Source organism: Candidatus Nitronauta litoralis (assembly GCA_015698285.1).
In the GTDB taxonomy this organism is placed as follows: domain Bacteria; phylum Nitrospinota; class Nitrospinia; order Nitrospinales; family Nitrospinaceae; genus Nitronauta; species Nitronauta litoralis.
Genome location: CP048685.1, coordinates 1150173 through 1163838, shown reverse-complemented (window position 1 = coordinate 1163838; position 13666 = coordinate 1150173). Strand labels below are relative to the sequence as shown.

Genomic DNA, 13666 nt, shown 5'->3' with positions numbered 1-13666 from the left:
TTCCGGTCGCAGAAATTTTTCTGCGGCTTTTCCTATATATTAAGGGACCAGATTAAAACTGCAAGTCAGTGTGGCCGTTGTTCCACTCCCTACTTTTGTTTCTAAAACGACGGGAGTTGAAGCCGATACAGCCGGAGTAGCTTCAAAGGAAACTTCAAAGGCTGCGCCCTGATTTCCAATAAACTCCTTGATGGTATCGGAAGGGGAAGCGATAGGTGAAATGGTGATCTTGGGATCGGAGTTGTTGGGGGCCCGGCCATCGAACTGTTTTAACTCAGGAGGGTCCACAACTGTAGTTGGAATAAACAGGAATCCTTTTTCGCCCTGTTTCAAGTCGGTAGCTGCTGATGAAGTCGGGTTGGAGTCTCCGCGCAGGGGAAGGGTGTCCACCACATTGGCTACAAACTGCCTTACGGTAATGTGGATGTCTCCTCCAAGGTGAACACCAAACCTTGAAAAACTTTCATCCGTATAAGAAGCTTTATCTTCATCAAAATCATAGAACCGGCTGACCTCCACCCTCTCGCTTCCGTTGTTGTCCTGGGCTGAAAGGACCCGGTTGTTGGCCTGCCTCAGTACCGTACCGTCTTCAGGCCGGAGAAGAGTGGTTCTGAATTGACGTGGGCTTCCAGCCCGCTCATCGGCTGGCACATCAACGGTAACCGTGGCCTGTTGGGTCTGCACCAGATCAATGGTCGCGCCTTCGCTCACTTCAATCCCGTTGACCTTGACAGTGACATCGACAACTGTAATATCAAAAAACAGGTTTTGTGATTCATCCTCGTGGGCTTCCCTTCCTCTCTGACCTCCTGTTATTCCATTGCGGGTGGTGACTCGGTAATCACCCGGGCGAGTAAATGCTGCGTAGCCTCCCAGATGCCTTTGTGTGGTCGCTGCAGTTGGTATCAAGCCTCTTTCACTGAATTCCATACTGGTAGGCCCCGTAACTGACCCGACAAGTTGATTTGGGTTGGTGGCGTTATTATCGACAAACAGGTTGGACAATCCTAAAGCAGGATTGGTTTCGCCAGGATCCACCTGAAGGGTTCCGTTAGGTTCTCCACTGGTTCCGCTACCATCGGGAAAAGGAATGACCCTTATTTCATCCTTGTCCACATGGACGCCTGGAGAAGACTGATTCGTCAGTGTCACAAAATTATCTTCACTGCTGTGCGGCCAGTAAAAATAGCGGGCCACATCTCCCACCACCATATTGTAGTGTCCGTAGGCTCCCGTTTTTCTTCGCTGACCGTACAAACGGCCTAACGGACTGTACAGGTCACCGCTTTCTTCTGAAGCTTCCTGCTCAACTGCGGTCAGGTGTGACTCACTTTCCCGGAACAATCGGAACCAGAATACGTACCCAAGAAATGGAGGGGCCAGAACACTCCAGTTTTGAGTTCCCATGACATATCGAACGGCATGCAGGAAAACACTCAACCAGGTATCTTTGGGCTGGGCCTGTACCTGAATCTGTCCCCAGGGATCGAAAATCCATCGCATCCACCCTAATCCGAGAGATTCCATCACGATGGAGTCCGCATTGCCCATGGGGTCGCGTGTTCCTACCTTTCCAATTCTCAAGCTCAATTCAGAATTTGAAACGGGAATTGGTTCTTCCAACCCGATGTCATCCCCATCGACTGATACGACATTGGTGCGGAATGACTGGTCCCTGTATTTGATTTCGACGCGGTCACGGATGCCCGCCTTCATATTGGTTGCGTTGGGTCGACTCAGTTTCACGACGTACGGATTATCCTTGGTGATCACATTCGCTGCATAATAGTCAAACCAGTCGAAAGCAGAACCGGGATCATGTGTGGAGTAGTTCGCCACATTCACGGTACCTGTGAAGGTCACCTTTTGGTCGAGCTTCAGTACATCCCCTTCTTTTGTCGCGTTCCGGACAACTACGTTGTTTTCGCTTTTGATAGACACCCGACCGGCCTTGACTTCCTGCTTGCCCTTGTCGTCGGTGAGTTCAAGTTCCGTTCCATCTGTTTTTACCGTAGCTGGATAAAGCTCTCCTGTTCCAACCCTGGCCCTGTGTAACCCGTAGACTCCTTTGGAGATTAACCAGACCACACTCGACCACAAACTCCCGGCCGTAATGTTGGTCAGGCCCCCATGGGTGGTGGTCTGGAAAATATTCATGAAAACATCGGCGGCAAGGTTCTGGTTTCTTTTTCTTACCTGAATATTTCCTGTTGGAAGTGGCGACTGTCCCTTTTCCGGCTTGAGGAGAAATTCACCGTTATTGACTTCATCCACCTTCGCCGTTTTCGTGCTTCCACCTTGAACCAGTTGGACAACATCATTTTTGGAAATAGAAAGGCTTCCTCCGGTAAATTTCAATGTATAGGTATTTCCTTCGGCTTTAATAGTGCCTGGCTGAAACTCGGAATAATTCGGAAGGTCGGTGTCCGTGCCCAGTTCAAGGCCCAGTTCCAGAATGAATGTGGGGAAAAAACAAAACCAGAGAGGTCCCCATTTGGAATACTGAATTGTGTGTGCCAGTTCATGGTCGATAAGAGATTGGCGACGATCAATTTCGGTACTTTCATCCACAGGTACCAATAAAGAACCCGGATGAAGCCGTGCGGATTTTGCTGCAACATCGGAAGTTACGAAGGGTGTGACCAGTAATTCCTGATTCGCTCCGGTCGATAATCCCGTGGTGTCATCCGTTACAAGTAAAGTGTCTCCTTCACGGACAAATCGTGTAGCAAACCCGGTTGCTGTTGGATTTAGCGAACCAATGTCGACTGGATTGGTCATTCCCGGGTTGGTACTGAATGTGATTTCACAATCCTGGTTGGTGTTTGTAACTACTGCAGGGAAGGTTTTATCCCCGCTTATAATTCCCACTGTCCGGGTATTGGGAAAGGCATTGGGCTGCCAGACAGAAAATGTAATTTGATTGGATGGGCTGGCGCCTACCCGGGTTCCTTCACGGGCCAGCAGGGAATCTCCTGTGTCCGGATCGATTGGGATAAGGCGCTGAACCGTTATTGCACTGGCGGCTGCTGTAATCACAGCTGTTCCACCTTCGAGGGTCAAAGTCAGGCCCTGGACTTTTGAAATTCGGTACTCGCTGCTTTGGGATCCTGAGTCCGTCCAGTTCACAAGGACCAATTCACCTGTCTGGAAACGGGGAAACTGCATATCCACACCGGCAACCTGAGTTCCAAGGGTTACAATATCATTTGCTACACGGGTTGCCGTCCATACAAACCCACTTGTCCCCAGCCGAACTGCTTTTAAATCTTTTTCATTTACATCGAGGTTTCGGTCAAAGGTTGGAGTGATACGGACCTTATGTACCAGCAAGGGTTTACTGCCGTTAGCATCAGTCGCTAACACCACTTCTCCCGGACCCGGATTTGCAGGGTGCCTCCCTGTACCAGATGGAGGAGCAGAGACCGTTAGCTTGTTCCCGTTAATATTTTCATTGGTGTAAAGGCTGGCACTTGCAGTCAATATCGGAGGTGTTCCGGAATGGCTGACCAGTTGCAGCCTTAAGGCGGAAGCGTTATCGACAATATTGGAGGGACGCGCCACCAGGGATGCAGCCTGGGTTATAGTGAGACCGGAAATATCACTGGATCCCGAATCGTTTGTGTATCGTTCAATGGTCCAGGGACCGGGACCCGTGATCGCCCGGTCCACAACAACCGCATCATAATTGGGAGCACCGGTCACGAGTCTGACCGCAACACCTCCTCCGGAATCGAAACGAAGGACTGTTGTAGATGAACTGCCATCCGGTGCCTGGCCTGAACCGGAAGGGGTGTATGTGATTTGCGTGGCCCCTTCAGCAGAGTCGTTTCTTTGGCCGATAGGATTTAATGCTGTCACTTCCTTGAAATCTACCGGGTCATTCACTGCACTGGCACCTGATATATCGGTGTCTACCTGAACCGTGTCAGCGGATGGAGCGCTTGTAATGCGTACCGGTATATTCTGGCTATTTCCACTCACAAGACCCAGGCTGCCCACTGCCGGTGCCTTGCCTGCGGCAAATTCCAAAGTATCGTTGCCCGTCCTCTTTGGATTCAGGGTGGCAGGGTTAATTGAAGTGGTTGAAATCTGAATTGGAGAAGTAAAGCTGTTGGGGACAGCACGATCCAGCGGAACCCTGGCTTCCAGTTTTTCTACCCTGGCAACGGTAATGTCCCCTGTCCCATCGTCTTTAAAACTCAGCAGATCATTTTGAACATAGGGGTGGGTTGCCCCGATTGAAGTGAAGGCGTTTGACACAGCTGATTCTGCGGAGAGGGATTCTGAAGTAGCCGGATTTGGATTGACCTTTCTTAAGGTGACGTTTTGAGGTCCGATCGAAGGTGCATCATCGTCAAGCCGTATTAATCTCCGACCCGCATCAATTGTGGAAGAAGCGACCTTGGTCAGCACCATATCATTTTGCGAATCGGTTAACAGGACCAGGTCTCCCGCGGCAGGTGCTCCCCCTGAAGTGGGCAGGTTGATCACGGCTCTGCTTTGCAGGGTTCCAAGTGCAACATCGGAGCCCGGGACCAGCTCTGTTAAAGGGCAATCGATATTACTGCGGTAAACCTGATCGTTGGAAACATTAAAATGAAATCCGCCACTTGGGAACTTTGGAACAAGGGATCCCGGTGCCACCGATTCAGCAGGTCCACCATAACGGCTCCAGTCCAAAGCAGCACCCGTTCCCCCTCCACCAACAAGGACAAATGGAGTGGCTACTCTTTTGTCGTCATCATCTTCCGGTTTTGGTTCAGCAAGTAAAAGGGTTCCATAGAGAGTGGGTTCAAACCGTTCTTTTGGATCGATTACCCGGCCTCTTTCCAGGAGGATAAAATCATTGGCCGTCGCCCACACAATGTGCTGGGTTGTGAAGGCACGCGAATCTCTCAATCCCGTATCAGCGTGTGTGCCGGAATTGACCAGAACCCCGTCCCGCCTTAAGGCGAAGGCTCCCATACGATCACTGGCCTTTAATCCCTCGGAGCTACCAAACTCTCCAACCTGAAAAGCTGTAAACAAACTGGCGAGAAAGTTAATCGTCCAGTCGAGTCCAAAGAAAGTCAGAATATTATTTTGTAAAGACCAGGTTAAATCACTGATAACCAACCCGGCAGAAATGGCACCAGAAGGATCGGCGCGGCCAACCGGATCGTGACGGCAGACAGTGTAATAACGGTTATCCCCGTCTGGCTCTACCGGAAGAGGGCCTGCCCATTCGCCATCGCGTCCCCGGCGGGGATCGGCTTCGCTGCCATCATAGGGATCGGGTGAGCAGAATGCCCCGACCCTGGGATCCAACACTCTCCAGGGCAGGTAGGCCAGTCCATTGTGGGTCAGCGATCCAAATAAACCGGGAACTCCATCAAAATCGAGGAGACCTTCCCCAAAGGCATCGCGGGGGATCCGGGTTATTTCATTTTGGGTAATGACGCGAATCGGTGTCGCCGTGGGGTCCAGTGAAAAGATCGCGCTTACAGGATCGCCGATGGGGCCGTCAATTCGCGCGAAGCACCGGTAACCCTCCCAAAGGAAGATTGTTTTTATTTTTCCCTGCTGGTCTTTTACTGTCCAGATTCGACCCAGAGTATCCCGGTGAAATGTTTGCGAGGAGAGAGGTTTGACATCCTCTCTTGCCCCAAGGGGATCATAGGAAAATTCATGAGAGAATCCATCACCTCGCCAACCCAGAACTCGCCCCCGATCGTCCAGCGCAATCTGCCTGCGGATTTCAGGGCCTTCTACTGAAACCAGACCTTTGGACTGATAGGTGTAAAACCATTCATGAGGTTTTGGTGCCAGCTTTTCATCACGGTCTATACAGGCAACAACCCGTTCGGAACGGTCGCGAATGATGTCGACACCGTCCACAAACACCGGGCGTTTTTTTTCATCCAGCAGGTAGTACTCTTTCCAACCACCAGGATCTCCGGAATAAACCCGGACAAAACCATTTTCAATGCGGTTCTCAGTGAGTTCCAACCGGCCTTCATCAAACAATATCGAGTTGTTTTTATCTCGTTCCCAGTAAACCCGTCCTTCCCCGACGATGGCCTGGAGTTGATCTGTTTCTACATCATTCTGGTAGACCAGGACCTGGTCGGTTCCCGGGATCAGGAAAAATTTTTCTTTTAAACCGGATTTGATTAATGTAGTCATCCCGTCCCCACACTGGCGCTGACACTTATGCTGGCGCTGGCACCACCCGACTGGCTGGCGTATTGAATGGATTTAAGCAGTTTTTCTATTTCCGTTTGTAAAGCCTCGATTGCATCCGTTACCGCATCGCTGACCGCAGGGGCCAGACCATTGATGGTTTCAATCATGGCGTGAACATCAATTTCGCGAAGTTCATTGCCAACAGTTTCAAGCGAAGTGCCCACGGAGTTCAAGGCATCCAGTGGTAATAATCCCGGGACCCGGTTGATCTGAGCTTGAATACCGGAAAGGTCGGGCATAAATCCTGCTGGATCCAGCGAACGAACCTGTAAAGCTGTTGCCACCAGAAGTTCAGAAAATTCGCGGGCAAATTCTCTGGGGTGGTAGGCATTCAGGGACGCGCGAATCGCAGCGTGAACTTCTCCCAGTTCATCCGCGAGGCGGCTGGGGTTCAGTAAATCCAGTTCTTCCCTTAATACATTGAGTACCTTCAGGTATTTATGAGCCTGGGCTCCCGGATTGAATGTTTTAATGAGAGTTTCCAAACGCGCAAACAAACTTTTTACTTCAGATTCAACAGAGCCAATGGTGCTCATTGTTTTTTTGACAATGTCCAGAACCAGACCATCCAGTTCAGCGGCAATGGGTTCCGGGTCCAGGGAGTCGAGCAGGGTCTGGAGATCACCGCCGATATTGGTCAGGGCACAGGATTCCAGGTTTGTGGCAATAGTTTCCAGTTGATTGGCGACACCTCCGGAAAGAACGCGCGAGGTTTTCTTCGAACAATTTCTAATGAGTTCAAGTTCGGCGGCCAGTTCTTCGCGTAAAGAACCCGGGCCGACAGTACCCACAACAGCGACCGAAGCATTGAGATCAAAACTTGATCCACCGGCTGATGCAGAAAATCCCGCTTTCAAGGCCAGTTGGGTTTCCAGCTGTTCATGAGTCAATTGCACCAGGACATCGTCGAGTGCCGATTCGATTTGGTGATCGATTTCAATAACCGCACCTTGAACCTTGCGAATATTTTCAGCAAGCCCCTTGCACAACTCCTGCAATTTTGTAAAGACATCGTTTGCCGGGCCGGCTTCCAATTCGCTAAGCGCTTCTTTCAGTTTTGCAGGAAGGTAACCCATCATGCGGATCACATCACCCGGCTTAACTTTTTCAAATCCAGGCGGAAGCCCCTGGTTGTCGCTTGAAGCAGGAGGTTCCTGGTCCCCATCCATCCTTGGAGGCAATGAAGCATCTTTACCGGCAAGTTGCTTCATGGGTTCAGCTGCAGCGCGGGCGGCTGTCTCACCTGCAGTGGAAGTGATTTTTCCCACCCGACTGTTGATGGTTTCTGCATCAGGAATGGGGATGCTTCCTAAAATTTTGTCATACGCGTCAATCACCGGTTTTAATAAAATTCGGGGATGAATCCGGTCCAGCTGTCCCAGGATTTTGTCAAAAACCTCAGAGGCGGGTTCCACCATTTCAACCGGATCAATTTTTTCTAAAAGAGAAGCGATGTTATCCAGTTGAGCAGAAACCCCGGAGGTTACACCGGAGATATCTATGTTATTCAGTTCCTGAAACAGTTTGTCGATTTCTTTGGTGAGTTCCTCACCAACCTGTTTCGGAATTACTGAGGACACCACTTCTGCAATGGTATCCAAGCCATCGGTAACGGTATCTCCTATTTCTTCGGGAAGTTTTAACTGCTCCGCAACGGCTTTTAAAGGATCGCCAATGGCTTTCTGGACATCAACGGACTCAACCGATTCAATCAACTGGTCGATAACCGGTCGCATCTCTTCGGGGATGGGTACACTGGACAGCAGCTTTTCCGCTTCCTTTCGAAACTCTTCCAGAGTTTCGATAACTTCCTGTTTGGCACCTTCAATATTGGCTTCAGCCAGCAGGGCCTGCGCCGCATCAATGGCCTCACGGAAATCCCTTAAACCCGCAATCGCCTGCCCAAGAATTGCATTGACCTGGTCAGCGATTTGATTGATTCGGGTGGTGATGTCACCGAGCGCAGATTCCAGGCTGTCCAGTGCGGTCTTGATCGTATTCTCAACTTCACCGGTGGCAGTCCCCACCAAAGCCTGTAAATCGAGTTTCTCAATAATTTCTGTGAGCTCGTCAATTCCCCCACGGATGCTTTTTGAAACCTGATCCAGCTTGGCGTCGTTAATTTTTTCTGCAACCATAAGTATCTGGCTGGTGATCAGGTTGCGATACTTACGTAAAGGAATTTCGCGGAGGAGACCCCGGACCCAGTTTTCGAGTTTCAAAGCTTGTTCGTCGAACAAACCACCGATTCTTTTCAGGGCTTCGGCCTCAACCGTATCCAGCATGGCGCTGAGCTGAGCAATGCCTTGCTGTGCATCAACCGTATCTACCTGGGCTCTAATCTCTGCAATCATTTTCCGCCAGGTTTCCAGTTCATCAATTGCACCGGGTTTCAGGTTCTGGAACACAGCAGTAGCCGATGCCACCGTTTTTAATTTTTCTTCAATCTGGAGGGATTCCAGTTTTTGCACCATCGTTCTCAGATCACTTCCGATCTGTTGGATGGTAGATTGACGAACAGTCTGCAATTCATTTAAAGCTGCCTGAACCGATGCAGCATCACCCGCATTTGCTGCGACTCTCACCTGCGCCAGTATTTGCAAGATTCCATTGACGCGCGCCGTGGGAATACTGAAATCCTGGAGACCACCGAGGACGATTCCAATTTGACCGTGCACCTGTTCGAGTGCCTCTTTGGGAACTGGTAACAGGATTTTGATGCCGAGCTCGGAAAGCGCTGACACATCCTTGGGAACCCCCGATTCCACTACATTGACGATGGCGCGGTAACTGCTCATGTTTTCGACGGCTTTCATGGCGTAATCACCGATGGGTCCGCCGGCTTTTTCAAATACCTTTCCGAGGGTTGCATTCCCTGGAACATTAATTTCGTTTAGATCCCCGTTTAGACCCCCTATCAGTCCGGCCAGGATTTCTGCACCATCTGCAACTGCCTTTAACAAATCAGCAATCGGAATGTCTGTGACCTTGACCTGCCCCGCCAGCTCTTCAATGGCTTTGGTCAGGGGCTGGATCATATCTTCGGGTTTAACATCCAGTGAAGTTTGCAGCGAGGAGATGGTTCCTCCCAGAGACCCCATCATTGAAGTGACCGCACCCTCATTCAATATTTTCTGGAGGTCGGGCGTATTGACAGCAACCTTGACACTGCCCTTGGCATTCACAATTGCGGACAGGTCAAGTCCTTTCAGGTCACTGATCAAACTCATGCCTGATACCTCAAGGTTAGATTCGTCAGGACGATGTCAGTAAACTGGTCGGAATTAATTAATGGAGGACCGGATTGAAATGAACCGGAATCCAAAGTCATTTTCAGAATTTGGGTTTCCATACCCGTGAACTCAACAGGAGTGGATCCGATGTCAACTTTGTCTCCGGGTTGTGGCGAATGGGCAACAGCGATCCGTGTGACAGGCGCACCGTTTTCAACCCAGTAAAAACGTCCCCTGGTGGATTTAACCTCCAACGCCACCGCCTGGTCGATGGGACCGTAATCGGGAAGGTCTATCCAGACCAAACCGGATTGTCCGTTATTGGGATTGACAATGGCAGAACCCCATCCATCATTTAAAGGGGTCACTCCCCCGCCTTCTGAAATGGCCATAAGCCGGATTGAAAGTTCCGTTTCTTCAGGAGCATGTCCAAACAAACCGATCCGTTTGAGGGTTTCATCCAGGAACGCTTCCCGCGGCCATTCTCGAATTACAGGATCAACTCCCACGATGGGTCCCTGAAAAAACCCGAGAGTATCGGGGAGGGTGTCTGATAGGGGGTGGAGACGCATGCCTTTGTGTTTAAGCGTCACGTCTGCGGTTACTTTATAAGGGGAGGTGGATGCCAGAACCGGATCGGGCAGAGCCAGCATCTTGCCTCCACCTTCAAGCGAAAGTTTTACTTTTTCCTCAAACTTTCGAAGAACCTGCCCTTTGGTATTCAAACCGAAATGGTAAAGGTGTCCTTCTTCAGATGACTTTATTGTGACGTGTGTTGATAAAGGCGACCCGGTTTCAAGCGCTTTATCCAACCCCTGCGTGACCGCCTGTTTTAAATCAATTGAAGAAGCATCTTTAAAGGGACCGGGCAGGCCCCACACAGGAGCGCTTTCAAAATTCAGGAGCTCCATATCAGAAGGATAGGGAGCAGCCCTTAAAACTGCTGATGAAGTAGAAAACCGGATAGGAGTGAACTCTTCCGGAACTCCATTTTCAACCACCATCAATCGGATTTGGGTGGTTTGCAGATCGGGTAAATACAAAACAGAATTGCTGAAAGAACCTCCAGTTAAAAGAGGAGGAATCGCGCCGCGAGTTGATGTCGGAGGCACGCTCACAACCGGAGCCCCGAAGCGGTCGCCTTCCCACAGAGCCACTGCTATTCTGAAAGCTCCGAGCTCGTTTTGATTTCTAACACGGGTAAACTCTCCGTCTATTTCTATCTTAAAATCGTTCAGTTTGATGGACCGGATGAGTCTTGACGAAGTCAGGGTGATGTCTAATTCAGTTGATTCAGAATTTCCAGGGAACGAACCCAGCGAAGGACCCAGATGTTTATGGTCCGGAGACAAAGTGAGACTGGCACTTTCCAGTTCCACAGAAGTGGCCCCTTCAATGTTGGGCCAATTGACATTCAACTGAAAGCCGGATGAGTCCACTTTAAATGCCTGACCGTAAGCGAGAATGGCACCCTGCAATCCAATCCCTGTCTGCATTTCCTGGATATTATTTTGTAGTTCAGGCGATGCGATGGAAGCCATAGTCAGTTCCCGACTTGAATATTAAAACTGGCCAATTCAATGCCCAGCCGCACGGGCGTATTGCCATCCATGATGACTGTGGTAACAACAACCCGCTCATTGGTAGCCGACCCGGGTGGTGTGTACGACAACGAAGCGGAACCGTTAGCCAGGAGTGTCAACTGACTGTTATCCGGCCCAGCCAATCCTCCCGAAAGACTTCCCTGGCCCGGACTGCCATCAGCAGAAAGCAAGCGAACCGCAATGTTCCCAAAGGGAAGAGTAGAGGAGGAACTGCCCTGGAGCACCATGGATCCGCTGGTGCCGACATTGAAATTGAGTTGTACCGCGTTTCCACCGGCAACAATGGGTCCATTGTCGGTCACCATAGAAACCGGTAACACAAATTGCCGGACATGGGCTTGAGTGATTACATCACCGGACACACCCGTTTGACCAATAGGCCAGAACCAGCCCTCAACCTCAAGGGTGATGTCGGGAGTGGGATCGGTATTGGTGTCCCGGATACTCAGGTCCGCTTCAACGATCTTCAAATAATCCAAAAGAAACCCCTGGTCCTGTTGAGAAGCCAGAGCGTTGGCGTTGCGAAAATCAGGGGTATCCAGAAGGTAAAGCAGTGAATCGATCCCCTGCAGTTGTTGCTGGCGACCCTGGCCCTGAGCCGGGAACACCACGATTCCCACTTCACCACGCAATCGAACTATCCGTAACGGGTCGGTTATTCCAGGAGCATTTTCGGACCGGAACGAACCAAAGTCGGGCGATTGAATTTTCATTTTTCCAACAGACACCACGATTTGAATTCCATTATCGCCAGTATCAACAGGCGCCGTACGCACCCTTCCAGCGAAAGGGGCCGTTAACTGGCTGCCCAGAACCTGGGCAAAACGTTGTTCAAAGTCTCTAAGCATGGCACCCGGTTGTGTTGATCTGGAGTTACGTTATCTCGTTCCTGAGCGTGTTCGTGTCGTTGTGGTTGACCGTTCATTTGTTTCAATATTTCGTTTTCGTTCTGTTTCAATTGCTTCAATTTCCGTCCGGATCCTTTTGTTTAGATCGGAGGTAGAACGAGCCACCTCTTCCGCGACCAGTCCGTTTAAACGTGAATTATTGCTGGTGAAACGTTTTTCAATTGAAGCTTCCAGGTCTTTCTGCAAAACGGTCATCTGGTTCTGAACAATGTCATTGACGTCTGCTCGCAGTTCGTTTGTTTGCAGTTTAGTTTCGACCCTGGCCGATTCGCTGGCTGTTTTGGAAAGCCTGGCTTCCAGATCGGTAATTTTCTGGTTCATGCTGATGTTCAGATCTTCGTTCAAAGTATCCCGGAGAGAATTTGTTTTTGCTGTTAAGGATTCGTTCAGGTTTTTCTCCATCTCACTCAATTGTTTGGAAACAGAACTTCTTGAAGAGGCATCCGCTGCCAGTAATTCAAGCCGGGTTTGTTCGATGCGGGTAGCATTTGCCTTGGATTGCTCAATGTTCTCGTCGGTTCTATTGGAAAGTTCAGTGATCCTTGTGTCGGATTCATTCAGTCGGGTTTCAAAATCTTTTAAAGTCCCTTCCAGTTGGGTGGCAATGCCAGACGAAATTCTTTCCCCCACATCATCCTGAAAAGAAGAAAACCTCTGATCGATCGATTTCGAAAAATTGCCCAGATTGGTTTCGGACTCCTGGGTAATTTCTGCTTTCAATAAATTCATCCTTCGATCAATTTCAGTTTGCGTTTCCTTCTGAAGGGTGTTGCTCAGGTTGGCCGCAAGATCGGATGTCGCATCATTCACTCGCGTGTCGATACTGGAGCTGATCGAATCCATCTGTTCTTTAACCTGACCAAGAAGTTCATTTTTAATGGGCTCCATCGCCTCGGTGGTTACTTTTTGAGCAATTTCCCGGGTTTCTTCCAATACAGAACTTCGTAAATCGCTTCCCACCTGATCCCGTACAGTTTTAAGAACCTCATCCAGTTCCTCTTCGGTCACCAGAGTATTTTGTAATTCGACTAACCGTTTTTCAAAATCATTGGCATTGAAAACTTTTCCTTCCGTGTTTGTGAGATCTGCCCTCAGGGTTTCAACTCTTTCAACCCGGGTCAACATGTCCGCAATATTTATGGTCTCCCCGTCCCTTACAACCGTTTGACCGAATTCAACCGCACGTTTGACATCCGTTTCGAGGGTTCGAAGGGTTTGGCGCAGATTGGTCACATCCTCCCGGGCATCGGCTATTCCATCAATTTTTCTGGACACCCGGGTCATGTCGGATTCACGCATCAGGTCGCGTGTGGAGACACCATTTAGGTCCGATTTCAATTGGCTCAAGGAATCCCGCAATTGGTCAAACTGTTTCGACAAGACATCAATCTCACGATTCAATTTGAAAAGTTGAGATTCGCTGCCAGGATCGTTCAATCCTCCTTCGAGTATCAACCCGCGCAACTTGGTGTCCAGCCAGGTCAACCCCACCTGATCCGAATGTTCGTGGGGGGGAACTTCTTCGGTCTTATCATCAGCCAATACCGACCGCGCAACCTCAATCACCGAATCCACCAGGGAATTCCAGTGCGGCGCTTCGATAAGCTCGCCCCGGTGTTTTTCAGCAATCGGTTCGAGACGTTCTATCAGGGCTTCCAGTTTTTCCAACTTGGCTACCGTCGGCATATACTGT

5 protein-coding genes are annotated in these 13666 nt (G+C 50.0%); all 5 read right to left on the bottom strand.

The features are described 5' to 3' along the window. Window positions 1-39 precede the first annotated feature (39 nt). Genes G3M70_05220 through G3M70_05200 form a run of 5 tightly spaced genes read right to left on the bottom strand, consistent with a single transcriptional unit; the run spans window position 40 to window position 13659 of the window. Window positions 40-6168 (bottom strand): hypothetical protein, encoded by a 6129-nt coding sequence (locus tag G3M70_05220; GenBank protein ID QPJ61323.1) that lies wholly within the window; start codon window positions 6166-6168, stop codon window positions 40-42. Next, entirely contained in the window at window positions 6165-9458 is a 3294-nt protein-coding gene (locus tag G3M70_05215; GenBank protein QPJ61322.1) for a hypothetical protein, read from the bottom strand. Before G3M70_05215 ends, G3M70_05220 begins: the two co-directional genes overlap by 4 nt. After that, on the bottom strand, window positions 9455-11002 hold the full coding sequence (locus G3M70_05210; GenBank protein ID QPJ61321.1) for a hypothetical protein: 1548 nt from the start codon (window positions 11000-11002) through the stop codon (window positions 9455-9457). The genes G3M70_05215 and G3M70_05210 overlap by 4 nt, the downstream gene beginning before the upstream one ends. 2 nt (window positions 11003-11004) lie before the next feature. Next, a complete protein-coding gene (locus tag G3M70_05205; protein ID QPJ61320.1) occupies window positions 11005-11913 on the bottom strand; it encodes a hypothetical protein in 909 nt (302 codons plus the stop codon). Window positions 11914-11943: 30 nt separating this feature from the next. Continuing rightward, the gene (locus G3M70_05200; GenBank protein QPJ61319.1) at window positions 11944-13659 is read right to left on the bottom strand and encodes a hypothetical protein; all 1716 of its coding nucleotides are present in this window, start codon (window positions 13657-13659) and stop codon (window positions 11944-11946) included. Between the last annotated feature and the right edge of the window lie 7 nt (window positions 13660-13666).